The sequence below is a fragment of the Microcoleus sp. AT3-A2 genome, from assembly GCF_036705685.1.
Taxonomy (GTDB): domain Bacteria; phylum Cyanobacteriota; class Cyanobacteriia; order Cyanobacteriales; family Microcoleaceae; genus Microcoleus.
In genome coordinates this window covers 100,186-125,840 of the sequence record NZ_JAUBVF010000012.1, presented here as the reverse complement: position 1 = coordinate 125,840, position 25,655 = coordinate 100,186, and the positions used below count along the sequence as shown (strand labels likewise).

At 46.3% G+C, this 25,655-nt stretch carries 22 protein-coding genes; 12 read left to right on the top strand and 10 right to left on the bottom strand.

Annotated features, from left to right (window positions below):
- Positions 1-198 precede the first annotated feature (198 nt).
- Together QUB37_RS10170 and QUB37_RS10165 are read right to left on the bottom strand one after the other, a co-directional pair.
- Entirely contained in the window at positions 199-2,127 is a 1,929-nt protein-coding gene (locus tag QUB37_RS10170) for a penicillin-binding protein 2 (RefSeq protein ID WP_333161503.1), read from the bottom strand.
- A gap of 297 nt (positions 2,128-2,424) precedes the next feature.
- Positions 2,425-3,000, bottom strand: coding sequence for a hypothetical protein (locus QUB37_RS10165; RefSeq protein WP_333161501.1), 576 nt, complete (start codon positions 2,998-3,000; stop codon positions 2,425-2,427).
- 337 nt (positions 3,001-3,337) lie between these two features.
- On the opposite strand from QUB37_RS10165, the gene QUB37_RS10160 reads away from it, so the two are divergent.
- From QUB37_RS10160 to glgB, 3 genes are all read left to right on the top strand, one after another.
- Positions 3,338-3,538, top strand: coding sequence for a serine protease (locus QUB37_RS10160; protein ID WP_333161499.1), 201 nt, complete (start codon positions 3,338-3,340; stop codon positions 3,536-3,538).
- Between the two features lie 256 nt (positions 3,539-3,794).
- Complete coding sequence (locus QUB37_RS10155; RefSeq protein ID WP_333161497.1) at positions 3,795-3,944, top strand: hypothetical protein; 150 nt, start codon at positions 3,795-3,797, stop codon at positions 3,942-3,944.
- Between the two features lie 783 nt (positions 3,945-4,727).
- Entirely contained in the window at positions 4,728-7,022 is a 2,295-nt protein-coding gene (gene glgB, locus QUB37_RS10150) for a 1,4-alpha-glucan branching enzyme (RefSeq protein WP_333161495.1), read from the top strand.
- A 383-nt stretch (positions 7,023-7,405) separates the two neighbouring features.
- Here glgB and QUB37_RS10145 read toward each other — a convergent pair whose 3' ends face one another.
- Together QUB37_RS10145 and hpsJ-B are read right to left on the bottom strand one after the other, a co-directional pair.
- Positions 7,406-8,323: a glycosyltransferase family 2 protein gene (locus QUB37_RS10145; protein WP_333161493.1), complete on the bottom strand. Its 918-nt coding sequence runs from the start codon at positions 8,321-8,323 to the stop codon at positions 7,406-7,408.
- 86 nt (positions 8,324-8,409) lie between these two features.
- Entirely contained in the window at positions 8,410-9,240 is an 831-nt protein-coding gene (gene hpsJ-B, locus QUB37_RS10140; RefSeq protein WP_333056899.1) for a hormogonium polysaccharide biosynthesis protein HpsJ, read from the bottom strand.
- 797 nt (positions 9,241-10,037) lie between these two features.
- Between hpsJ-B and QUB37_RS10135 the strand changes: the two genes are divergently transcribed.
- From QUB37_RS10135 to QUB37_RS10120, 4 genes are all read left to right on the top strand, one after another.
- Complete coding sequence (locus QUB37_RS10135; RefSeq protein WP_333161491.1) at positions 10,038-10,532, top strand: adenylyltransferase/cytidyltransferase family protein; 495 nt, start codon at positions 10,038-10,040, stop codon at positions 10,530-10,532.
- 145 nt (positions 10,533-10,677) lie between these two features.
- Positions 10,678-11,547 (top strand): STAS domain-containing protein, encoded by an 870-nt coding sequence (locus QUB37_RS10130; protein ID WP_333161489.1) that lies wholly within the window; start codon positions 10,678-10,680, stop codon positions 11,545-11,547.
- Between the two features lie 55 nt (positions 11,548-11,602).
- Positions 11,603-11,980, top strand: coding sequence for an STAS domain-containing protein (locus QUB37_RS10125; protein WP_333161487.1), 378 nt, complete (start codon positions 11,603-11,605; stop codon positions 11,978-11,980).
- 264 nt (positions 11,981-12,244) lie between these two features.
- Complete coding sequence (locus QUB37_RS10120) at positions 12,245-12,643, top strand: anti-sigma regulatory factor (protein ID WP_333161485.1); 399 nt, start codon at positions 12,245-12,247, stop codon at positions 12,641-12,643.
- A 348-nt stretch (positions 12,644-12,991) separates the two neighbouring features.
- On the opposite strand, the gene QUB37_RS10115 is transcribed toward QUB37_RS10120, so the two are convergent.
- The gene (locus tag QUB37_RS10115; protein WP_333161483.1) at positions 12,992-14,251 is read right to left on the bottom strand and encodes a transposase; all 1,260 of its coding nucleotides are present in this window, start codon (positions 14,249-14,251) and stop codon (positions 12,992-12,994) included.
- A gap of 167 nt (positions 14,252-14,418) precedes the next feature.
- Here QUB37_RS10115 and QUB37_RS10110 point away from each other — a divergent pair, with 167 nt between their 5' ends.
- The 3 genes from QUB37_RS10110 to QUB37_RS10100 all read left to right on the top strand — a co-directional run bounded on the left by QUB37_RS10110 (position 14,419) and on the right by QUB37_RS10100 (position 19,057).
- The gene (locus QUB37_RS10110; RefSeq protein ID WP_333161481.1) at positions 14,419-15,438 is read left to right on the top strand and encodes an ATP-binding SpoIIE family protein phosphatase; all 1,020 of its coding nucleotides are present in this window, start codon (positions 14,419-14,421) and stop codon (positions 15,436-15,438) included.
- Positions 15,435-16,991, top strand: a complete 1,557-nt coding sequence (locus QUB37_RS10105) for an ATP-binding protein (RefSeq protein ID WP_333161479.1) — start codon at positions 15,435-15,437, stop codon at positions 16,989-16,991. The genes QUB37_RS10110 and QUB37_RS10105 overlap by 4 nt, the downstream gene beginning before the upstream one ends.
- Before the next feature lie 593 nt (positions 16,992-17,584).
- Positions 17,585-19,057 (top strand): MBOAT family protein, encoded by a 1,473-nt coding sequence (locus QUB37_RS10100; protein WP_333161477.1) that lies wholly within the window; start codon positions 17,585-17,587, stop codon positions 19,055-19,057.
- Positions 19,058-19,338: 281 nt separating this feature from the next.
- Here the strand turns inward: QUB37_RS10100 and QUB37_RS10095 are convergent, their stop codons facing one another.
- Entirely contained in the window at positions 19,339-20,163 is an 825-nt protein-coding gene (locus QUB37_RS10095; protein ID WP_333161475.1) for a sulfurtransferase, read from the bottom strand.
- Between the two features lie 26 nt (positions 20,164-20,189).
- Positions 20,190-21,203, bottom strand: a complete 1,014-nt coding sequence (locus tag QUB37_RS10090) for a hypothetical protein (RefSeq protein WP_333161473.1) — start codon at positions 21,201-21,203, stop codon at positions 20,190-20,192.
- Between the two features lie 327 nt (positions 21,204-21,530).
- Here QUB37_RS10090 and QUB37_RS10085 point away from each other — a divergent pair, with 327 nt between their 5' ends.
- Entirely contained in the window at positions 21,531-21,692 is a 162-nt protein-coding gene (locus tag QUB37_RS10085; protein WP_333161471.1) for a hypothetical protein, read from the top strand.
- Between the two features lie 12 nt (positions 21,693-21,704).
- Positions 21,705-23,093, top strand: a complete 1,389-nt coding sequence (gene glmU, locus QUB37_RS10080) for a bifunctional UDP-N-acetylglucosamine diphosphorylase/glucosamine-1-phosphate N-acetyltransferase GlmU (protein ID WP_333161470.1) — start codon at positions 21,705-21,707, stop codon at positions 23,091-23,093.
- A gap of 170 nt (positions 23,094-23,263) precedes the next feature.
- Here the strand turns inward: glmU and QUB37_RS10075 are convergent, their stop codons facing one another.
- From QUB37_RS10075 to QUB37_RS10065, 3 genes are all read right to left on the bottom strand, one after another.
- A complete protein-coding gene (locus QUB37_RS10075) occupies positions 23,264-24,016 on the bottom strand; it encodes a hypothetical protein (RefSeq protein WP_333161468.1) in 753 nt (250 codons plus the stop codon).
- A gap of 385 nt (positions 24,017-24,401) precedes the next feature.
- Complete coding sequence (locus QUB37_RS10070) at positions 24,402-24,890, bottom strand: hypothetical protein (protein WP_333161466.1); 489 nt, start codon at positions 24,888-24,890, stop codon at positions 24,402-24,404.
- A 76-nt stretch (positions 24,891-24,966) separates the two neighbouring features.
- Positions 24,967-25,605, bottom strand: coding sequence for a tetratricopeptide repeat protein (locus QUB37_RS10065; RefSeq protein ID WP_333161464.1), 639 nt, complete (start codon positions 25,603-25,605; stop codon positions 24,967-24,969).
- Between the last annotated feature and the right edge of the window lie 50 nt (positions 25,606-25,655).

Sequence of the window (25,655 nt, the reverse complement as noted above, 5' to 3'; positions counted from 1 at the left end):
GCATCGGGCGATCGATTATTTTGGGGCGCAAGAAACGGCATTGCCGTGTCCTCAATAGTCCTGTTGTCGATCGTTACATTCGATCGCGCGCTCAATTTTCTTGAGGTAGGGAAACGGCACTGCCGTCTCCTCAATAGCCCTGTTGTCGATCGTTATATTCAAGATCAATTCCTGACGCCACATCTCAGATATAATCAACTACTTCTTACTCGGCGCAATCTTCTCAATAGAAATCAACGCCTCCATCACCGACTCCACAATCGGCGCCGCCACCGTACCCCCCGAAGAACCCTCCTTCGGCTCATCAATCACCGCCAAAACCACATACCGAGGAGCCTCCACAGGCATGATCCCCACAAAGCTAGTAATAATCGCCTTGTCTGAATAACCCCCACCAGAATTAGCTTTTTGAGCCGTACCCGTTTTCCCAGCAATCCGATACCCAGGAATTTGTGCAGCTTTCCCTGTACCACCATCAACCACAGTTTCCATCATTTCTAAAACCTGCTTAGTAGTTTCCGGTGAAAAAACCTGCTTCGGAACAGCCCTCGGAAGTTTCCAAAAAGCTTGACCATCCCTATCAAAAAGTCCCCGCACAACATGAGGAGTCACCAACTTACCGCCGTTGGCCAAAGCTCCATTAAGCTGCACCAACTGCATCGGAGTTATCGAAAAACCCTGACCAAAAGCAGTAGTGGCAACTTCCACAGGAGAATTAATAAATTGCTCTCGATTTTTAAGCTGGCTGGTTACTTCAAAAGGCAAATCAGTTCCCGCAGTTTGTCCGAGTCCGAGTTTTTCTAAAGCTTGATAGTAAAGAGAAGGTTTCATGGTTCTCATGATGTGCACCATCCCCACATTACTAGAATATTTCAAAATCTCAGTAACAGTCGAAGGGCCGCGCGCGCCTGCTCTTTGGTAATCGGAATTTTGGATAGTCCAGGGATTCATGTAAATCCGACCTTCATCGTTAAACACAGTATTAGGTTTCACCGCACCCGCTTCCAGAGCGATCGCCACATTAATCGCTTTAAAAGTCGAACCAGGCTCATAAACATCAGTTACAGCCCAATTTTTATAGCGCGACAAATCGAAATTAAAATATTGATTCGGGTCATAAGAAGGTTCCGCTACAACTGACAGTAACTCCCCATTACGGGCATCCATCACTATCACTGTGCCCCGCTTCGCATCGTGTTGCTTCATTTTTTCCTTAAGCGCATTTCGGGCAGCCCGCTGCAAGCGACTGTCGATCGTCAGTTGTAATTTCAAGTCATCAAGCTGCACAAATCCCGCCGTCAGGCGATCGGGAACCCAATTCCCATTGCTCGACCTGCTAAACTGAATCGACGGCATCGATCGTTCCAACAAATTCTGCTGGCTGTATTCCACCCCGGCTTGTCCCTTCCGTTCCCCGTCCACATAACCGAGGATATCCGCCGCCAACTCCTGCTGCGGGTAAAAACGCTGCTGCTGCCGCAGCAACTCCAAGCCATCGACCAGACTCTCTTTAATTTGCATCCCAGCGACGCGATCGGCAACCTCTTGAGGCAGAGAGTCAGCAATTGTAATACCGCTTTCAGCAAGATTAAACCTGCGTATCAATTCAGTTTCCGACGTAGTGCCCGGACTCAGTTCGATCGCCAGCATCGGAGCCAACTTAGCAGCAATTTCCGCCTTCGAGTGGTTAAACAACTTCGGGTGAGCGTAGAGCGTGTACACCTGTCTGTCGATCGCCAAAACATTTCCTGCGCGGTCAATTATCGGGCGTCTCGGTACAAACGGCTTCGTTTTGAGAGTTTGCTGCTGCTCGGCCTGTTTACGTAGCGCCGGAGCTCGCGTCACCTGCAAATAAAACAAATTCACAGCCAGCCCCAGCCCCCCCAGCATCAACACCGCCCACACCGCCCACAAACGGAACTTGCTGCGCTTTAAACGCTCCACCGGTCGTCCCCAAGATGAAGCCGTCTGTTGTGGCGAGCGGCCGAAACTGCCGGAAGATCTAGGTTTGGCTGGTTTTTCCCACCCAGTACGCGCGGCGAAGCTATCCCGTAGGGAATCGCCCGCCTGTTTTGTGCGTTTGAAATTCGGCGATCTGTAGCGGTCAAAACGGGGGTCGTAGCTCATGGCATTAAAAATTCAATAGCAAGTTAGAGCGTTTTAGAATTTAGAATTTATAACTTAAATCTCAAAAGATAAAATTCACCACTTGGGAATGAGCAGTCCCTATCAGGGTTTGGATCACATCTACAGTTGCATTCTGTTTTTTGAAGAAGTGGTCTTAATTATTTTTAATCTGTAACTTGCGGTTGGAAGCAGAAAATCGATCGCGACTTGCAAAAAAGTCAAAAAGGAAATTAGATCCTCAAATTCTCAGGCCCTCGGACACTCAGGCCCTCGGGCGCTCTCCGCTTTGACACAGGTTTAATAGCCCAGCGGTGTTTCCACACCGGCTCGACTCTTGAGAGCGGGCTCAGAATTTGGTGCCGCAACGGGCGATCTGGTTTCAGGGGCCGGCTGCAAGAAAATCGTGTCCCCAGGATTCTGCGGAGCCAAACCGGTTTCTGGATTTTGGGCTTCTTTAGCAAGTTGGTGTTTCAAAACTTCGCTAGCAGCGCTCAACTGCTGTTCTTGGAGGCGCAGAGTTTCCAGTTTTTGATAATCCTGACTCCAGCGCTGCTCGCCGTAAACTGTCAAGCCGTAGAGACTTAGAGCGCCGCCCAAAAGCATAACTGCTGCCACTGAGGAGGCGCGCTGTGCCTGCAGGAGCGATCGCAACCACACTGGCTGCTGCTGGCGATCGGGCATGACTTTCAGCACCGATGCGGACTGCCGAACCTGAGCCTGTTCGTCGGCAGGCGAGTAGTTGGGCAATACCGGCCCTGTCTTCGCCCGCCTAGCTCGGGCAATAGAAGTAACTTTGCTTTTGGCTGCGCCAGCAGCGGGCTTGCGGGTCGATCGGGAGCGGGGAGAATCCGGGGATCTGATAGCAGCGGTCATAAAGTTCACCAATACGTAAAGTGGGGTAGCTTCAGCTTGATTGAGGTTAAGAGTTTTTTGTCTCCCAGATCGCCAGTGGTGGCTATCTGCGTTCGATCGGTTATCCTTACCAAGGATACCTCACAAGCCAACCAACCCATCCTACCACTGGTCTCTTTGACTTCAGGATTTGCCAAAAAAAAGAAATCTTTGCTGGTTAGCGATAATCTATGTGAAATTTATTAATAAATGCAGTATTGTAATCAACGAGCGAATCGTTGAGCTATTCGTGCCAGCATTGTTTCTCAAGTACACTATTCCCTTCCTTGCGATGGGTTTTCAATGTTAAGGAGTTTTTATGAACAAGGGATTAATTCGTTTGACTTTGGTAGTGGCCTTGGCAGCAGCCCTCGGCGCCTGCGGCGATGCCACTACTACTCCGGGCAGCACTAGCCCCTCTCCGGACGCCTCTGGCACTACTACTCCTCCTGTTTCTTCTCCATCTCCAAAGGCTACTCCAACTACTAGCCCTGCCCCTGCTCCTAAAAAGACTCCCTAACTAGGGCTATCCCGGAGTTGGTTCCCAACGAGCCTAGTCTTGGGGTGAAAAATGGTTCGCTCCTCGCATTTTTTCATCTCATCGGTCTAGGTCTCAAGTTGGGTGGTAGTGATTGTCTGATGCTTTTACTACTAAAGTTCAGTGCGTCCCTTACAGCAGCAAAGTCCGCTGATTCGCTGCGTTAGAGGAACATTCCTTTTCAAGTAGAAAAATTTACTCCCGGTCTGCACGTTTTGAAACTCAAGCCTGTGACAGGATGCTTGAGGACATTGCCAGTGCTGCTGCCTCAACTGAATATCAACCGGAGGCGATCGCAGACTCGACGCAAATTTTGCACTCGATCAAGTCTCGCTTGCCTTCCCCGCCAGTGTTCCCACAGACGAGAGGAAAGCAAGCAGAGACTTAGATACCCGAAAACTGGCGAGATGAAAGCATCGGCATTGCTACTCGATTTGTTGACTACGAGTTTCGCGCCGGTGCGGGCAAGCACATCGACCCGTCTGTTTTAACCAAGTTTAGTGATTCAATTGGCGTCGCGTCAGTTCGGTATTAACCCTGCCTAGGCAAAACTCGCTCCTGTTGCGCCTGAGTGGTGCTTTAAACCTATTGCACCGTCACTGGTAGGCGATGCCTTGAGCATGGCAGATATGGCTTGCTGCTGTCGCCACGCTGAGTCCTTTAGCTTTCATTCCTCAATATCGAGTTAAGCATCCTTAGCTGTTTGAGGGTATTGCCCAAATTCACTGGCTTTGTGGGCCAACCCAGCCTCTGGGATCTGAAAGTCTACCGATCGGGCGATCGTCCCTGCCGAAAAATTCCAGGTAAACTATTAACTGTTGCCCAACACTTACAGGCTTGACCCTCCCGGAGTGGCAAATCGACAATAGGTTGAAAAAAAAATTATTATTATCACATATTAAATAATAAGTCAAGGGTATTGGGGAAAAAATATAAATTTTTCAATTTGTTTTAATATTTCTATACTTAGGTGTTAGCAGTAAAACCCCAGCTCTGCCGCCGGCAAGGCAACAGCCTGCTGTGTGTGCAAGGGCACGCGCTGGAGCTGCAGCAGGCAAGATCATGCTAATCAGTGGTAGGATCAGCGATCAAAAATGTATCGAAATGTAAAGTGCAGCGTCGCTCTAGGTTTTGAAAGCCATTTAGTTAAAAGATTGAGGTAAGTAGTTTTATGCCCGCGACCGTCCCCTTTGAACAGATTGACCGCATTGTTTGGAATCAGCACCACGATCCATTTGAAGTGCTAGGCCCTCACGCGATCGAAGAAAATGGCAAAAAAGTCTGGGTCGTCCGAGCTTATCTGCCGAATGCGGATGCGGTATCGGTAGTTTTGCCGGAGGCCAGGGCCGAATACCCGATGAAATCAGAACATCATCCTCACTTTTTTGAATGTACGATCGACACCCCAGAACTAGCAAACTATCAATTGCGGGTCAAAGAAGGAGAACACGATCGCTTTATCTACGACCCCTACGCCTTTCGATCGCCCAAACTCACAGAATTTGACATTCACTTATTTTCAGAAGGCAACCACCACCGGATTTACGAAAAACTCGGGGCGCACCTCACAGAAGTAGGCGGCATCACAGGAGTATATTTTGCCGTTTGGGCTCCGAATGCTCGCAATGTCTCTGTTTTAGGAGATTTCAACTATTGGGACGGCCGCAAACATCAAATGCGGAAATCGCAAAACGGCATCTGGGAATTATTTATTCCGGGACTATCCGTGGGAACTTCCTACAAATACGAAGTGAAAAACCAAGACGGACATCCCTACGAAAAGTCCGACCCTTACGGTTTCCAGCAAGAAGTGCGGCCGAAAACAGCATCAATTGTCACGGACTTAGACACCTACACTTGGCACGATAGCGCTTGGATCGAAAAGCGGCGGCACACAGACCAACTGACGCAGCCGATTTCGGTTTACGAATGCCACATCGGTTCTTGGCTGCACGCCGCTACTGACGAACCCGCCGTGCTACCAAATGGGGAAATAGAACCCCCCGTGCAGGTTTCGGAACTCAATCCCGGGGCGCGCTTTCTGACTTACCGGGAATTAGCCGATCGGCTGATACCCTACGTCAAAGATTTGGGCTTCACTCACATCGAAATGCTGCCCATCGCCGAACATCCTTTCGATGGTTCTTGGGGCTACCAAGTAACTGGCTATTTCGCCCCAACTTCCCGCTACGGCAAACCTGAAGATTTCATGTATTTTGTTGACCAGTGCCACGCCAACGGCATTGGCGTACTGGTGGACTGGGTACCGGGACATTTCCCCAAAGACGGCCACGGCTTGGCTTTCTTTGACGGAACTCACTTGTACGAACACGCCGACCCCCGCAAGGGCGAGCACAAAGAGTGGGGAACCCTAGTATTTAACTACGGCCGCAACGAAGTGCGGAATTTCCTAGTATCAAACGCTCTGTTCTGGTTTGACAAGTACCACATCGACGGGATTCGCGTAGATGCGGTGGCCTCGATGCTTTATTTGGATTACTGCCGCGAACCGGGAGAATGGCTGACCAACCAGTACGGGGGCCGGGAAAATATCGAGGCGGCAGATTTTCTGCGTCAGGCGAATCACGTCATTTTTAGCTATTTCCCAGGGGCGCTGTCGATCGCCGAAGAATCTACCTCTTGGCCGATGGTATCTTGGCCGACCTATGTAGGGGGTTTGGGTTTCAACCTGAAGTGGAACATGGGTTGGATGCACGATATGCTCGACTATTACCACATGGACCCGTGGTTCCGCCAGTTCCACCAGAACAACATAACTTTCAGTATGTGGTACAACCACAGCGAGAATTTCATGCTGGCTTTGTCGCACGATGAAGTAGTGCACGGCAAAGCCCACATCATCGGGAAAATGCCAGGAGACGAATGGCAAAAGTTTGCAAACGTGCGGTGTTTGTTTACTTTTATGTTTACTCATCCCGGAAAGAAAACGATCTTTATGGGGATGGAGTTCGGCCAGTGGCACGAGTGGAACGTTTGGGGGGATTTGCAGTGGCAGTTGCTGCAATTCGAGCCACACCAAAAGTTGAAGCTGTTTTTTAAAGATTTGAACAATTTGTACCGCAGCGAAACGGCACTTTACAGTCAAGATTTTGCTGAGGATGGGTTTGAGTGGATTGATTGCAGCGACAATCGACACAGCGTCGTGGCATTTGTGCGCCGAGAGAAGGATGGCGACGAGTTTGTGGTGACGGTGTGCAATTTTACGCCCCAGCCGCACTCTCACTATCGCGTAGGAGTGCCGGAACCTGGTTTCTATACGGAGTTGTTTAACAGCGACGCGCGGGAATACGGCGGCAGCAATATGGGGAATTTGGGGGGCAAGTGGACTGAGGAGTGGTGGTTCCACAACAGTGCTTATTCGATCGACTTGTGTTTGCCACCTTTGGGGGTGTTGATTTTAAAGCTCGATCGGGCAAAAACAACGGCAAAATCTCAAGAGTTTTAATTTGTGAGTGATGATAGTTTTGAGTTAAGAATCAAAGCTTTATTAAACCTAAAACTTTGAGGGTATTCAGAAACCCGGTTTCTTGGACAAACCGGGTTTTTTCTTTTTTGTTCTGGCAAAAGAAGGAAGTTATGCAATGGATTCGTTTCCTTCGGATTTAAAAAAATTAATATTAATTCCGGTTGCATCGGAATGATTTAACCGCAGAGTACGCAGAGTTCACAGAGGAAGAGAAGAGAGAGATGAATAATTTCGATGCACACGGAAAGGATATAATAACTCTTCTAAATACTTAGGCTACCCCTCGATTCCGATCGGCGGGGGAACCGCGAGGTTAAAAGTTCCAAATACTACCGCTAGGCGAGCGTACCTCTTACCAATTTTTAATTTCGAGTATCGGAAGCACCAAGATTATAAGAAACTTTTGACGGCTCAACTGTTACTACTTCCGAAATAGATTGTTCTGCTGCTACCTCTAAAGTTGGCAGTGGTAGATGCTTCATTTCCCAAACTTTCAGCAAAATTAGATATTCATAAAAAGCTTGCAGCGTGCACCAAGCCAATCCCGCTTGGCCGTCAAGAAATCCGCCAAGTAAAATATACATATAGAAAAAGCGCACCACAGGCCGCAAAGGCAAGCGCAAAGAAAAATCTTTCAAAGCGCGGCGCCTTTCCACCTCCGACGCGCCAAACAATAAACCCCACCAATTTACTTGACCTGCTTCTAATTGGCGGAGAGTTTCAGCCGCCTCGTCAGTCGAGTAGCGGTTGTGCTTTTCAATCCAGCGGGAAAGACCTTTGCTGCAAGTATAGTGAGGGTAAGTTTCCTTCAAAAAGTGAGTAGGCCCGTTGCAGACTTCCCGTTCAGTGTGACCGTAGTCAGTAAACCACACTCGGTCTTTGCGAAAGAGACGCATTTGATAGCGGGGATATTGAGTGCTGCGGCGAATCCAGCGCTCCATAAATATTACTTTTTCAGCTACGTAATAGCCGATATATTCTTGACTTTCGATCGCCTTTAAGCATTCAGCAAACAGTGCAGGCGTCATCCGCTCGTCAGCTTCGAGGATGTAAACCCATTCGTACTTGCACGGGACTTCTTGGAGCATCCAAGTCCGCTGGCGTCCGTGACTTTCAAAGCGGTGCTGCACTGTTTGCACGGCATAGTTCTGAACAATCTCAAGGGTGCGATCGGTGCTGAAAGAGTCAACTACAATGATATCGTCACAAAGCAGTGCCGATTCAATGCAAGCGGCGATATCAATCTCTTCGTTGTAAGTCAGAATATAAATTGAGAACATTCCCAGCTTTCAGTAAGGGCAAACTATTGGGTAAACAAACTATTTCTCAGGGATGTCTCGACCAGCGCGATCCCTGCCAGCGCTGGTCAATTTTTGCGGCGGCCGAACCGCAGAATTCCCATGCTTCTCAATCCCGTCCAACCAACAGTAATGTAGCCGATCGCTAACAGCAAACTGGTGATTCCCGTCTGCAAACTCGAATTTCTCGATCGAGTTCTTAACTCTTTCTCTTTTTGTTGCTTGCGGGTGCGAATCTCGTTGCGAGCTTGAGTGGGGAGTGATTGAGCTTGCTGTTCCAAGAACTTGTCGAGGGCTTTCGGGTCATTCTTCGACTCCTGAAGCACAGCTTTCAATTCCTTGGGAACCTCTGGACTCTTGAGTGCTTCTTGCAGCTTCCCGTCGTCTTGCAGCAGCGCCCCTATCTGGGTGCGACGCTGGCTTTTGAGCTGTTCTACCTGAGCTTTAAATTGAGGGCTTTTAAGTTGTGCCTCAAGTTGACCTTCCGCTTGTCCGGCTTCTTGATCGACTTGAGCCAGAGCATCCTTGAGTTCCAAACGAGTATTGTTGAGGTGAACGGGAACCAGAGATAGGTAAACTAGACCTAACAAGCTGGAAATCAACAGCGCCCAGAATCGCAAGTCCAGCCAAACGTTGCGTCGCTCAATAGAGACTCCACTGCTGCTGTCCACCCAAAAGCCAGTCATCAGGAGGGCGATACCGATCAAAGGAATAATGCCCTTGTCAACTATCTGAGTTGCAGCAGTCAACTGCCAGCCTCGATTGAGAAGGTCTGAAGTTTCTCCCGGCAGCGACAGAACAATGCAGTCAAGCAAAGCAGAGAGAATCAAGATAATCCCGACTACTTTGAGAGTTCGAGCAGCTACTGAAGAAAATTGACGGCTATTACTTGCTTTCATAATTCGTGTTAGATAATTCTACACCGTTAGATTCAAGGGGGTAGTTGAGTGGATTTTGTTGAACGAGTTTAGCTATTTTCCACCAAAATAGCTGCTTCGGATACCGAACTCGACTTTCCTCTGGGTTTTCACAGGCTGCGGTTGCGATCAAAAAGGTCGAGTTTCTGCACAGCTATATAGAGTTGGACACAGGAGGCTGTGCGCTTCTGGGTTGGCTGTAAAGCTTGGTCAAGATAGCGCCCAGACTCTGCTGCAAGCAACTGCTGGCTTCTTCTATAGTCTGACGAATCCAGCGTAAAGATGAGTTCTGCACGCTTGGGCTCGGTGCTTTTAACTAGCTTTCGCTCGCGCGGCGGTGTCAGAAATAATAGACACAGGAGGAGCGCGTTTCGTTGGGTTTCACCCCCTAGGGCTCTCACTCCCCGATCGCCTGCCCGATGCGGTGGAACTCTCATCCCTTGTCTTATAGTAATTGATATAAGAGAGGGCGGGAATAAATAATTGTTTACCAACCTTTTTAACATCCAATTACCAACAGCACGATACGGCAGTCACAAATACCCGAATAGCGGTTTTTTACTGGAAAATTCTGTTTACCATATCAGCTTCGTCGCAGGTAATTTTTACTTCTATATTCTTGCTTAAGAGTCACACATTACTAATGCCTAGTTAGTCATGTGTGACTATTAATTATTGCCAGGTTTAAGGATTTATTGTTCAATATTAAAAGTGCAAAAATTCAGTTTTTTTGGTAGGATAATTTTGCTCGCTGTTCAAATTTTGTGGTAATGACTGCAATGATTTCTAATGTTTACACGTTGAAAGAACTTGAAAAATCGCTCGCATCCGATCCGGACAAGTGGCGTCCGCTCGTGTTTACTAACGGGTGCTTCGATATCCTGCACTGCGGTCACGTCCGCTATTTGCAGGCAGCAAAAAATTTGGGGCGATCGCTCGTGGTGGGCTTGAATAGCGACGCCAGCGTGCAAGCTATCAAACCCCAGCAGCCGGGATTGCCACCCCGCCCGATCGTACCGGAAAATCAGCGAGCCGAAGTGTTGGCCGCCCTCAAACCAGTAGACGCCGTAATAATTTTTGCCGAGATTACAGCAATTAAACTGATAAATATCCTGAAGCCTGATATATACGTTAAAGGAGGCGACTATCAAGTCGAAACTCTGCCAGAAGCACCGGCTGTTATCGCCGGAGGTGGCAAGATTTCCTTAATCGAAATAGAAGTTCCGAGTTCTACGAGTGCGATCGTCAAACGCATTTTACAATTAGGTACTTAACCCTCGATCGCAAACAGCAAACAGTGAGCTAAACTCAGAAGTTGCCCCATCATCAAAAAACACGCTTGGTGCGCGCGTGCGAAGCTATCCCGTAGGGAATCGCTCGTACAACTTCATTCCAATTGCTAAGCAGGAGATAATTTTAATGGAACTCACAAGCAATAACACGATCGCGGAAATCTTACAAAGACACAAAGCAGAGTTACTAGCAGACTGGCTCAAAGAACTGCAAAATACCGGGCTGCGGCGGGACGACTTGATGAGAGCCAAAGAATTGCGCTCCGAGTGTCAAGAGTTCCTGCAATTGCTCCACATTGCAGTCGGGCACGGTAATTTTAGCGACATCCAGACACCCGAATGGGAAAATATGCGGGTGTTGCTAGCAGAAGTTTCGCGATCGCGCGTTCAGAGAGGCTTTACTCCTTCAGAGATAGCGAGTTTCATTTTATGCTTCAAAAAGCCATTGTTCGATCGGCTTTGTCATGAACTGACAGAAAACCGCGACGCACTTGTCGAACAACTTTGGCTTTCCACCAGTTTATTAGACCAGCTTGGCCTTTGGGTGACAGAAATTTTTCTCAAAGCTCGCGAAGAAGTCATCGAACGCCAGCAGCAAGAAATGCTCGAATTGTCAACACCCGTAGTCAAACTTTGGCAAGGCATTCTCGCTTTACCCATGATCGGGACTCTCGACAGTGCCCGCACTCAAATAGTAATGGAAACTCTGTTGCAGGAAATCATGGAAACCGGCTCCGAATTTGCGATTTTAGACATTACAGGCGTGCCGACTGTTGACACTTTAGTTGCTCAACATTTATTAAAAACTGTCGCTGCCGCCCGTTTAATGGGTACTGAGTGCATCATCAGTGGCATTCGCCCGCAAATAGCTCAAACCATAGTTCACTTGGGAGTTGACTTGCAGGATATTCTCACAAAAGCGACTTTAGCAGATGCTTTTAAAGTCGCTTTGCAGCGCCAAGGTTTAACTATAAAAAATCTTAAAGAGGAAAGATAAAAATATTTAAATTTGACATGAAACTTTAAGTAAAAATCAACACACAGGTGAATTTGTGGAACGGATACCAATACTTCAAATGGGAGAATTTCTGCTAGTAACAATTCAAGTAGATATGCACGACCGATTGGCAATGACTTTGCAAGACGATCTGACAAACCGCATAGTCAAAACAGGAGTTAAAGGTGTTTTAATAGAAATCTCTTCCCTGGAAATTGTAGATTCCTTTATCGGGCGTATTATCAACAATATCGCTAGTATGTCGCGAATTTTAGATGCGGAAACAGTTGTAGTCGGGATGCAGCCAGCGGTTGCTATTACGCTCGTTGAGTTGGGACTTTCCCTGACAGGAGTTCGCACAGCTTTAAGCGTTGAAAAGGGCATGATTTTGTTAAGAAAATCATTGAGTGTGTCTGTTGACGAGGAAGCGTAAGCAGTCGCTTAATTGTCCCCTGACTGAGGCACAGGCAGTCAAGAAACCTAGTTTGTTTGTAGATACCTTGTTGACAAAGTGAAGATTTCTTAGGACAGGACTTACGCACTCAATGGGGTTAAATCAAGGGTTTGAGATTCCTGCACTATGTTCTCTTTTGAGAGAAAATCGTAGTAAGTGCGTAATTCCTATTAGCAGAAACTAAGTTGATGATCCTAAGTCCTATATTTTGGGGAGAAGTTCTATTTTGGTACAGTAGCCGCCATGTCAAAACGTGAGACACTAGAAATCCGATCGTCATCCGATATAGTCCACGTCCGACAGCAAGTGCGAACTTGGGCTGTAGCAATGGGGTTCGGTTTACTTGACCAAACGAAAATCGTTACCGCAGCCAGCGAACTCGCCCGCAATACTGTAGACTACGGCAAAGGGGGAACTGTAACTCTCGAAACGCTCCAATTAGGAACCCGCAAAGGGCTGAGGCTGATATTTGAAGACAAGGGCCCGGGAATTCCAGACATCGAATTGGCTATGACTGACGGTTATACTTCTAATCACGGTTTGGGTTTGGGGCTCAGTGGTTCCAAGCGATTGATGCACGAATTTGAGATTGTTTCCAAAGTGGGTAAGGGGACTAAAATTGCGATCGTCCGCTGGCGGTGAGTAAGTAATACGATTTGAGAGTTGAGATTTTAGATTACAGCATTTGGGAAGGACTGAAAGCATCCAGGATACAAGCCCCCGGATGAATCCGTGGGCTTAATGCTTCAATTCTAAAATCTAAAATCTAAAATCTAAAATCGATTGAGTGAGGACGATCGGGGTTTGGAGCTTGCGTATAGTTGTATTATTTTTTAAAATTGGTATAAATAGCAACCAGCAAAACCAAGAAGTGATTCTTGGAATGCCACACCATACCCGGAGAGGGTTGGCGTATGGAGGATTTCATTATGAGAACTGGTGACATCCTCCTGCGCCAAATCAAAGATTATGGTGTAGGCTTCCCAAGAATCACTTCCTAGGTTTCCTGGTTGCTCTCTTGCGAGATTTCGCCACTTGCCTAGACTCAGTTGCCTCAGTCCCTGGTAGATCGGCTGCACAGGCGCTTTCGATTCCCGTCTGTCCAACGGTACTAATGAGGCATATTCCTCGGTTTCTGATATTCTGACCTGCTGCCACATCTCTATTCGTTGTGTATCCACAGTGAGGACAGCTATGAACTCTAACACTCAGGTCTTTTTTGACGAACCCGCCACACTCAGGACATTCTTGAGAAGTCCCCCTAGCATCAACTTCGGCAAAGAATTTCCCACGCTTCCAGCACACATACTTAACGATGGTTCTGAATTGTCCAAAAGCAGCGTCAAGCATATGCTTCCCAAACATCCCTTTGGCACTGATGCGGTAATCCAAGTCTTCCATGAAAACCATATCACCAACATCACAAAGGGCATGGGCTTGCTTGAAATGGAAGTCTTTCCTCGTGTTGTCAATTTGATGGTGAAGTCGGGCAACTTTAAGGCGTTGTTTTTCGTAGTTTTTAGACCGCTTACTTTTTCTCTTCAGTCTGCGTTGCAGCACTTTCAGCCTACCTTGCAGACGTTTAAAGAACTTTGGCGGTTTTACAAGAACACCGTCACTTGTTGCCAAGAATTTCTCCAACCCAATATCAACTCCAATGGGATGACCGTAGGGTGTTGGGTCGGGAATGTTGACATCACATTGCAGCGAAATAGATGCGTACCATTTATCGGCTTTCCTCAAGATTCGCACTTGTTTGACCACAAACCCTGTCGGGATAGGTCGATGCAAGTTGAGGGGAATCGCCCCAATCTTGGGCAGTTTAATGTGCAAATTCGTCACCGGATTCTCTTGAAACTGAGGAAACAGCAACGACTTAAACTGCCCATACTTCTTGAATCTGGGGAAGCCGAACCCTCTGTTCTGAAAATATTCCCATCCTCTATGCAACTGCTTAATAGCATGCTGGAGAACTTGAGAAGGAACCTGACTCAACTTGGGAAATTCTTTCTTAGCTTTCGGCAAGTTGTTAAGCTGTTGAATTTCGCCTGGGAACTTTAGCTCCGAAGAAATGATGTACTCTTTCTCCAGAGAGCATCTGTCAATCGGACACTTACGACTGTCACACCAATCTTTTATCTCTCTCAGTGCATAGTTAAATGCGCCTCGACAGATTTCCATCCACTCAATGAGTTGTTGCTCTTGAGCGGAGTCTGGATAGATTCGGTAGCGGTGTGTAAGTGTCAGCATTCCAGTATTATACAGTGTTTACTGGTGAGTAGTGTAGCGTTAAATGTTAATTTAAGGGACATGGAGTCCCATAAAATTAACTTGGGGGAGTCCATGTATCCCACATCAAATCAGAGATTATGGTGTGGGTCTTATAGCTTCCCCAAACCCCCACGAAAAGATAAAAAATGATAGATGCCGTAGCCCTGCCCGTAACAGAAGAAAGTCAAGTGGGAGAAGCGCGCCGAATCGCAGTCGCCCTGGCGGCCGAAGTCGGATTTAACGAGACCGATCGCGGTAAAGTAGCAATTGTTACCACCGAAGCAGCAAAAAACGTGGTCAAGCACGCCTGCGAAGGAGAAATTTTGCTGCGAACATTAAAAACAACGGCAGGATATAGCATTGAAATAGTAGCGCTAGACCGGGGGCAGGGCATGGCAAATGTCGCGCTGTGTCTACGGGACGGTTTTTCTACAGCGGGAAGCCCTGGAACTGGACTGGGGGCAATTAAACGCCTCTCTACTTTTTTTGATATTCATTCTGTACCAAAACTGGGGACAGCCTTATTAGCGCGGCTGGAACCGACCCAAAATAGCCGGGAAGCATCCCAAAACAGCAATTACTTGGAATTAGGGGTCATCCACTTACCGAAAGCAGGAGAGCAAATTTGCGGCGATTCGTGGGCTGCGGAAAATCACTGTGAGAAAAACCTGATTTTAGTTGCAGACGGGCTCGGCTACGGGAATTTGGCCCAGGAAGCGTCTCAGGAAGCAGTGCGGGTATTTGAGGAAAACGCCAAACTCGGGCCGAAAGCAATTTTAGAGAAGGCGCACGCTGCTTTAAAAAATACCAGAGGAGCGGCTGCGGCGATCGCCCAAATAGATCGTACTCAACAAACAATTTGTTTTGCCGGAATTGGCAACATCAGCGGTGTAGTTGTCACAGATAACCAAAGCCGCAGCATGGTTTCCTACAACGGCACAGTTGGACATATGATGCGAAAAGTAGCAGAATTTGTCTATCCTTGGTCGCAGCAGTCCCTACTCATCATGCACTCCGACGGTTTGGCGGCGCAGTGGAATTTAAACCGCTACCCGGGTTTAGCCTCCAGGCATCCTGCTTTAATCGCAGCCGTGCTCTACCGGGACTTCAAACGCACTCGCGATGACATGACAGTTATAGTAGCCAAGGTGAGAGAAGCAGCGTGAGTTACCCAATCCTGACGACGGAAGTCCGTTTTGAACAAGACATCGTACAAGTACGCCAAAGAGCTCGCCAAATTGCTAAAGGGCTGGGATTCGATTCCCAAGTACAAACCCGCATCGCCACAGCAGTTTCCGAAATTGCCCGCAATGCTTTCAAATATGCAGGCGGTGGCAAAGTAGAATTCATTGTGGAAGGGGAATCGCCCCAAATTTTTCGGACTCGGATTTCCGACACCGGGCCGGGAATTGCTGATTTACCGGCTGTGTTAAGCCCCAATTTTCGATCGCAAACCGGCGCGGGACTCGGTTTAGCAGCAGCGAAACGGTTGATGGACGAAGTGAAAATCGACTCGGCGCCCGATCGCGGAACGGCTGTACAATTAATTAAACAGTTTTCCAAAAATATGCCGGCGCTGAGTGCGATCGAACTAAATCAATTAGTTGACAAACTAGCGCGCCAAATTCCCGAAGATCCCTATGCCGAAATTCAGCAGCAAAATCAAGAATTACTACGCACTTTAGACGAACTCCGCCAGCGTCAAGAAGAACTCGTACAATTAAATCAACAACTAGAAGATACCAATCGCGGAGTCGTGGCACTTTACGCTGAATTGAACGATAAGGCCGAATCTCTCCGGCGCGCCAGCGAACTGAAAACCAGCTTTCTCTCCAATATGAGCCATGAGTTTCGCACTCCGCTAACGGCAATTATGAGCCTTTCTGAAATATTGTTAGATCGCCTCGACGGAGAACTTTCAGCCGAACAGGACAAGCAAGTAAATTACATTTATAAATCCGCCGAGTCTCTCGCAGAAATTGTCAACGACTCGTTAGATTTAGCCAAAGTGGAAGCCGGAAAACTAACTGTTCGCTTGGCTGATTTTGAAGTCGAAGATTTGTTCAGCGCCCTGCGAGGAATGATGCGCCCCCTGCTTCCCCAAAACTCTGCTGTTTCTATAATTTTTGAAGATCCTCTGGAACTTCCAATCCTCACAACCGACGAGGGAAAAGTTTCTCAGATTTTACGAAATCTGATTTCTAACGCCCTCAAATTTACCGAAGCAGGTGAAGTTCGAGTTGCTGCGGAAATGGGAGAGGAGGGAACAGTTACTTTTTCAGTAGCAGATACGGGCATCGGCATTGCCCCAGCCGATCAAAGGCGGATTTTTGAAGAATTTGTCCAACTCGAAAACCCCTTGCAGAAGGGCGTCAAAGGCACGGGATTGGGATTGTCTCTATGCAAAAAACTGGCGGAATTTTTGGGGGGAAGCATTAAAATCACAAGTTCACCCGGAGTGGGTTCGACTTTTTTTGTCACACTGCCGATTCTGTATCCGGGAGAGGAAGAAAACCCTTTGGAAATGTCCTCTGCTAAGGGAGATGAAATATCGCCCAAAAGCGCAAATTCTCGTAGCTTGCGGGGTTCCGGGCGATCGCCAGCGGCGGATTCAGCAGCCAAAGTTTTGATTGGGGAGGATGAAGATAGTTTTTCTGTATTTGCTGAAAAACTTGCCACCAATTCATTGTACTGCGATATAGGTCGCCAACGGCGCTGATGGTGGATGCGACTGCTCCTTGAGCAACCACAAGCAATTTTTATCGACATTAGGATACCGAATCTGACCGAATTTGAGGTTTGGGAAGGGTGGAAATGTGATCGAACTACTTGTAAAATACCTACTATCGTGATGAATTCAAAACATTTTGGATTACATCACTTTTTTGCTGTGCGGGATGCTATGCCTGCACGGTGAAAAATATTATTCCGATGCGAAGGGAAACGATATCAGGAATTATAGCTTTTGAGGACTGAAGTCCGATGCTGCGAACATAATTATTTTTTTTCACCGAATTTTATATTGTTCGTAAGAGAGTTAATTTATAGCAGGCAAGATTTATTTAATTTGCAACAGCATTTAACCTTTGTGCTGTAAAATGTATCAGTTCTCAGTTGCCGACTATATAGTAGGGACTTACCGAGGGTCTATTTTCGTGTCGGCGATCGGCTAAAATCCCTGATAAATCTTGTTCTTAGCAAAGTCTCGATTAATAAAAATAATGCAACAGTAGGCGCGTAATCCAAAACCATACAAAATAAGCCATTCCAAATTCCCAAATCTAAAATCTAAAATCTAAAATCTAAAATGGTATGACTTTCATCTCCCTTCAATATGCCCTGTTTCTGTTAGTTTTGTTCGCGGCTTACTGGTTGGTTCCGCTGCGGTGGTGGCGGCTGTTCATCATGTTGGCGGGTAGTTTAATTTTTTACGCTTCGCTGCAAATTTGGTACATTCCTCTGCTGTTAGTCGCTGCTTTGTTTAATTACTGCTTGGGGATGGCGATTGGGGAACCTCTGGATTGGCGGATTGCTAATGAATCTTGGAACCGCCGCCGTTTGTTGCTGCTGTGGATAGGAATCTCGCTGAATGTGTTGCTGCTTCTGGGCTTTAAGTATGTGCCTTTTTTATTGAGTTCGATCGGCACTGTGTTAAATTGGCCTGTAGCTATCGACGGGGCTGACTGGGTGAAAAGTCACGTCATCGCACCCCTGGGATTGAGTTTCTTTTGCTTTGAGTGCATTGCTTATTTGATTGACGTGTACCGAGGCGCGCCTGCTGCTACTTCGCTGCTGCATTTTGCTGCTTATAAGTTGTTTTTTCCCAAACTGATTTCCGGCCCGATTACTCGGTATCACAACTTGATCTATCAACTGAAAACCCAGCAATTTCCGACGCCCGATCGCATTTCGGAGGGACTTTGGACGATCGCCTTTGGTGCAGTAAAAAAAGGTCTTTTCGCAGATAACTTGGGAATTTATGTCGATTTAAGCTTTACCAACTTGCAGCGGGCGGGTAGCGAGGATTTGTGGCTGGCGATTTTTGCTTACGGGCTGCAACTTTATCTCGATTTTAGTGGCTATGTTGACATGGCGCGCGGTACTGCTTTGCTGCTGGGTTGGTATTTGCCACCAAATTTTGATTTTCCTTATTTTAGTGCCAGCATAGCTGATTTTTGGCGACGCTGGCACATGACTTTAGGCGATTGGCTACGCAATTATTTGTATTTTCCTTTGGGCGGTTCGCGAGTCGGTTTGTGGCGCACTTGTCTGAATTTGTCGATCGTCATGTTAATTGCGGGAATTTGGCACGGGGCAGCTTGGGGATTTATTGTGTGGGGGGGTTTACACGGTTTAGCTTTGGCGGTTCACAGGCTGACTGATGTGGCGTTTAAGCGGTTGCGGATCGAGTTTTTGTGGGAAAATCCGATCGGGATTGCGATCGGTTGGCTGTTGACTCAGGCGATGGTTTTTGGTAGTTGGATATTTTTCCGCCTTCCCGATTTAAAGGATTCTGGATGGGCGATTTCGCATTTGTGGGGACACACTGCTGACGTGCAGTTTGCTGAGAAAGTTTATGTAGAAGCTTTGGGTTTAGATAGAGTGAGTTTAGCTTGGATGCTGGCTGCTTTGGCTGTGGCGATGCTGGGGAATTATGCGTTGAGTCGGGGTTTAAAATTGGAGTTAAATTGGCCGATGAAATTGGTGTTAGTGCCGCTTTGTTTGTATGCGGTTTGGGTGTTGGCTCCCGAAGGCGGTTTGCCTTATATTTATTTTGATTTTTAGGGTATTCTAGCAGAAGGAAGAAGGAAGAAGGAAGAAGGAAGAAGGAAGAAGGAAGAAGGAAGAAGGAAGAAGGAAGAAGGAAGAAGGAAGAAAATCAATCGTTTCAGCCATTAACAACGTCCTAACCGTCTTGGCTGTTGCTATATTTGATTTTCCTTTTATTCCCCGTAAGGTGCGCCGAAGTGATTCCCCGCTTTGGCGCGCGGTGCCCACCCTAGAAATCACAGTCAACAGTCAACAGTCAACAGTCAACAGTCAACAATCATATCGAGGAGTGCACCCTACAACTGATAAGAGCACCAGTCACTCCAGCTACCGACATAAAGTTTAGCATCGGGAATCCCAGCGATTTCTAAAGACAGTAAATTAACGCAAGCCGTCACCCCGGAACCGCAATAAACGATGATTTCTTCCGCTTTTTCTAATTCCGTCCACCGCTGTTTTTGTTCGGATGCCGATCGCACTTTTCCAGTTTCATCCGTCACCCCTTGCCAAGGATAGTTAACCGCACCCGGAATGTGACCTGCAATGGGGTCTATCGGCTCCCGCAAACCTTCATATCTCTCACTTTCTCGCGAATCAACCAAAACCTCTCCCGGCAAGTCTTTACGCTCTTTTACCGCCTCAATATCTACCGCCAAATTCTGCTGCAATTGAGCAACAAATTTACCCTCGCGGGGTTCTGGCAAAATATTTGTTACCGGATATCCCCCCGCTTTCCAGCGGCTGAAACCCCCGTCTAACAAAGCGACTTTGCTGTGTCCCATATATCGCAGCAGCCACCATAAACGAGAGGCAAAAGCCAGTCGCGAATCGTCATAGGCGACGACTAAAGTTTCAGGTGAATTAATGCCGATCGCGCTCAATTTATCAGCTAATTCTTCAATATTTGGCAGCGGATGTCTACCGCCGTGTTTACCCACTGAACTCGCGAGATCCCGGTTTAAATCCAAATAGAAAGCTCCGGGAATGTGACCTTCTTGATATTGTTTTTGTCCCAATTCAGGGTCGGCAAGGGAAAACCGACAGTCAATAATTACAACTTGCGGATTGTCGGTATTGGTGGCTAACCATTCAGGAGAAACGATGAAGTTGTTGTCAGTCATAATTATTAAAGTCTATATTTTAACATCTATCGGGAAGGAGATTTTTTCTCTGGTTCTGCTTTTTCGGAAGCAGGTTTTTTAGGAGTTGCTTTTTCCGAAGTTTCTTTAGGCGAATTGGATTTTTTAGGAGTTGCTTTTTCCGAAGTTTCTTTGGTAGAATTGGATTTTTTAGGAGTTGCTTTTTCCGAAGGTGATTTTTCGGCGGGTGCGGGAGTTGGAGTTGGCAGAGGGGGAGTTACTGCTGCTTCTTGAGCGTAAAGCAGATATTTCTGATACTCGATTACTTTTGATTGAGCTAGTTGATGGTTGGGGCTAGAGACTGGTACTCTTCTCATTAATGAGACGGCTTCTTGCCAACGATCGATAACTGTACTCCAATCTTCCTTGGTTTTTGCCGATCGCCCCAATTCTGCTGCTTTGAGTGCGCTGTTAACGGCTTCTCGAAAAGTATCTGGTATAGTATCCGGTGCAGTTGCTAAATTTGCTGTTTCCTCGGGATTATTCCCCGCAGTTGCTGCTGGCTGGTTCAAAATTTTACCGACAAACGCCACCACCGCGATCGCCAACATACCCGTTACTAGCCCGACTACAATGAAAGTCGATCGCAGTCGGTTCTCAAATGCAGCAAGTTCCGACGGTTTTTCCTCCTCAAAATTGTTCTCCATCTCTGTGCGATCGTCCATATTAACAACAGCAGTATTTGGTACAGCTTCTCCTGCAAAGCTCTGTGGTTCAAAATTGCTGTTCTCCAAACTAAACTCTTGACTCCAAGCAGCAGCAATCTGACCGTTTTCTCGGCCTTCAACCTTCACTTTGCGAATCGAATCCGGCTGCAAATTTGTCAGCTCGGTGCGAACCAAATCAACTAATGTATTTTCTATGGGTACTTGCTCGGCCTCAAGAATTACATCCAAACAATCGCCGTCGAGATTCGCGGAGGCTGTGATGCCTTCAGATTGCAACTGGCTGTTTAGCCAAGATGCGATCGCAGTGGCGAGATTTCCCTGCTTGGCAAGTTCCTGAAAATTAAGCTCTGTCATAGCTGGACACCTGATAACGCAGAAGATAAAAGGTAAAAGGCAGAAAAAATGAAAAAGTCAGAAAGAGTTTTTTGGAGTTGAAAACACAATAACTGAAATTCAACAAATAGTATAATGTATCGTGGCAAATCCAAGCCCAAAGATGCAAATTATCACTCTCGCTACCCCTCGCATCCCTTGGGAAAAGACTTCAGTCCTTTCTACGAACCGAACTCAGGTTTGCAGTACAGCCAAAAATCTTCTCGCTGAGCCGCCAAATACCGCTGCTTCAACCTGGTAATTGATACCGGGCGCGCAAGCAAGTCCAGATACCGCAACGGCGTTAAGTTGAACCGCAAGCATCGCCCCTACAACCAGCATCCGCCTGGAAAAATCCTCGATCGCGCGGATGCGAGATTTGAGATTAAAAAATTGTGCGATCGCAGTGCCATCGGCGGACAGCGAGTGATATCATCAGTTAGTCAATATTCAAGTTTTTATAGCAAATAACTCGATCGCACAATGGTAGCAATAGCAATTTTAGCTGCTGGACGCGGCACGCGCATGAAATCTGACTTGCCTAAAGTTCTACACGAATTGGGCGGTCGATCGCTAGTTGAGCGAGTCCTCCAAAGTTGTCAAGAAATTCAAATTACCAGGCGACTTGTCATCGTCGGTTATCGAGGCGAACTCGTTAAAGAATCCCTGATTCGAGGTCAAGAATTATCAGGGAAAAATCCTCAATCTCCTCCCCTAGAATTTGTCGAACAAACTGAACAATTGGGAACAGGTCATGCCATCCAACAATTGCTGCCTCACTTAGAGGGATTTCAAGGAGACTTGCTGGTATTAAATGGGGATGTACCTTTGCTGAGGGCAGAAACTCTCAAACAATTGATGGTAATTCACAAACAGCACCAAAACTCTGCTACTTTATTGACAGCTAATTTGCCCAATCCTCAAGGGTACGGCCGAGTATTTACCGACAGTCAAAACTTAGTCCAGCAAATTGTCGAAGACCGCGACTGCACACAAGCTCAAAAGCAAAATCACCGAATTAATGCAGGTGTTTACTGTTTTCACTGGCCGGACTTAGAGAAAATTTTGCCAGAATTGAAGGCAGACAATGACCAAAAAGAATATTACCTAACTGATACGGTAAATTTCCTCAGTCCGGTGATGGCGGTGGATGTGGAAGATTATCAAGAAATATTGGGAATTAACGATCGCAAACATTTAGCTACAGCTTGCGATATTTTACAAACGCGGGTAAAGGACAAGTGGATGACGGCGGGAGTGACGCTGCTAGATCCCAACAGCATTACGATCGACGATACCGTAGAGTTGCAGCCGGATGTGGTAATTGAACCGCAAACTCACTTGCGGGGAAATACTTCGATCGCCTCTGGGAGTCGCATCGGCCCCGGCAGTTTGATCGAAAACAGTCAAATTGCAGAAAACGTGACTGTGCTTTATTCGGTGGTTTCTGACAGTATGGTTGCTGAAAATGCGCGAATTGGCCCTTACGCACACTTGCGGGGACACGCAGAAATTGGGTCGAACTGTCGCGTCGGCAATTTTGTAGAATTGAAAAATACTCAAATAGGCGATCGAACTAATGTCGCTCACTTGTCTTATTTAGGCGACGCGACTTTGGGGGAAAAAGTCAACATCGGTGCAGGGACAATTACGGCGAATTATGACGGAAAAAACAAGCACAAAACTCAAATAGGCGATCGGAGTAAAACGGGTTCTAACAGCGTGCTGGTTGCACCGATAACTGTGGGGAAAGATGTTAGTGTAGCGGCGGGTTCTGTGGTGACAGAAGATGTGCCGAATGATTGTTTAGTAATTGCCCGTTCCCGGCAAGTTGTCAAACCAGGTTGGAAGTTGAAAGAACCTAAAAAGTGAACGATTGTTCTCTTTTTATATGATGAGTTTCTACCCGCGAGTTTAGCACTCGATACCAAAGAAACCGGCTTTTTATAACTGGGGCGATCGCACTCTAGAAGAGATTTCAGTGAAAAACCCGGTTTCTGCGTAAGTTTCCAACCTTGAGAAATCGGGTGGATCGCGATCGGCTATTTTTGGTTATTTTGTTGGTGCAGATAGTTGTTAATCGCTTTAGCGATTTTTGCTTGCTGGTATGGGTTCATCGTGCGGGGTAGGGAGATGCGAGAGCCTCCACAAACTAACAATCTGATTTCGTACCAAGTGTCATTATCCCGATCTTTTGTTCGATCGACTTCCACGCCATAAATCTCGCACAGAGAGTATTCCATTACTTTACGTGCCAACAAACCCCGCTGTTTAACAGTCAAGGTGTTTAAAGTTCCATCGAAGCTGTAGGTTTCATTATTTCTCAAGACGATCACTGCGATTGCTGTAAGCAAAAATATGCCTCCTGTCCATCCCAACCAGCGATCTTCTTGGCTTAAGCGCAGCAATCGATCTTTTGCATTTTTAACATAAAAATTGATATCCGAAGCAACAGCGTCTTGGGTTCCCCAATTAGTGGAGTTAGCAGTGAAAGGAACATTGCCAATAGAAGTCAAAAGTACAACTCTGGTTTTATAGCCGCATCTTTCAACTTTAGCTCCCCGCAAAGAAGCAAGCTCAATTTCTTTGATGTTCGACCCCAGTAAATTCGATCGCACCAACTGGCAATTTCCTTGTTTTGCCTGCAATCGCTGGCAACTCAAGGTTGCTGCATGATAGTCGAAAGTCACCGATATCAGTCCAACTGCCATGAATAAACAACTAGGGAGCCAAAAATCAAATATGCTTTTAGTCTGAATTATTAATTCACTTGCTGTTTGCTTGATTATTTTCATTTATCTCCCCCTTAAATTCCAAAAATGATGTTGCAGAGCGCCTTACTAACCCCGATTAGCCGAATTGTTAACTTATATATTATTTGAAGTCGTCCTCTGCCATGACCCTTTTATTTTAGTAATAGGTTAGCACTAAAATTCCTGACCGACAACAAATGTCGCGAGTTTACCGTCGGCTTAGTTTAAGATAGCTTTCCATGATTTAAAACACATGAATCTTAAAAATATATTAATTATGTTATGTGGAATAAAACGTTAGCTTCGTGCTCCGTAGGGAAGTAATCACCCAGGTGAGTACAGGTTTACATTTGGTTACATTATCAGTTTTATTTGCGCCTACTTAATTATCGTTAGTTATTAACTTGGGCGATTCCCTACATGATAGCTACGATTCACGGACTTGCACGGCAAATACATTGCTAAGCGTGCGATTATCGCTAATCGATATATAGCTGCGAATCAAGTCAGCCATTTTGTACTGTTCTGTTAGTGAATAGCTTCTTAAACAGATGATATCGCCCCCGAACATCCACAAATGAACATAATAGCTACGATTTCCCTCGCTATCTCTTATTTCCTCTAATTCCACCGCAGAAATCTCGCGAGTTGAGCATTCGGTAACATTATGAAGCCACACACCCCGTCGTTTAATGGTCATTTTGCTAAAAGTTTTATCAAAAATATATGTTTCATCTATCGCCCCGTCCAATAAAGACAGAGAAAACAACAGAAATATGCCTCCACCTATCCAATTTGACGCTAAAATAATCTGCAATAGTCCAATGACGATGAATGGAGAAATTAATAGCAAACCATCCCAGGCGCTGGCAGTTTTAATTGTTAGTTTAGTTGGTGTTTGTTTGAGAATTTTCATGAGTTTAGTTATTGAGTTTAAAAACGAGGTTAATTACTTATATATCCGCTGTCTGCAATTTTTAAGGCACGGATTATTATTTGACACTGCTTTGGACGATCGCACTTTTGGTGTTGTCAACAGCCTTGACAGCATAAGCATCGCCCGGACGTAGCTGTAAAGCTCTGTTAAAATTGATTAAAGCGGTTTGATAGTCTCCCTGTCCGTAGTAGATATAGCCGAGTTTCATAGATTGTTTGAAGTCAGAATTTTGAGCAGCAACATGAGTAGAATTAGGGTCAGCAACAGGTGCTGCAGGAGCAGGAGCTGGCTCGGCTGCAGGAAATGACTCGAAAGCCGGAGATAACTCTTGATAGGGTGATGGAGAAGTGTTGAAATCCGAAGGAAAAGCAGAGGGAAATTGCTCGTTATATCCCTGCTCTAAATTAGATCCAGAGTCAGAGATTTTTACAAAGTTTTTGCCATAAAATACTGAAGTAGTAATGCCTCCCAATACAAACATTAGCAATCCAGCACATTGAATTAAAAAGGTTTTTCTGATTTTTTCATTACTCCAATTTTTGATATAAAAAACTAAGGATGCAAAAGGGACAAGCAAGTAAAGCACTCCCCAAATAGTTTCCTCTCCAAAAGCTTGAACTAACCCCCAAAAATAGCCAACAAGACTTAAAACTAAACCTAAAATGAAAAATAAGGCGATCGCAATACCAGGCATTTTCTCTTTCTCCCATTAATGTAGAATTATTTAGCACACTGTAAAGGTAA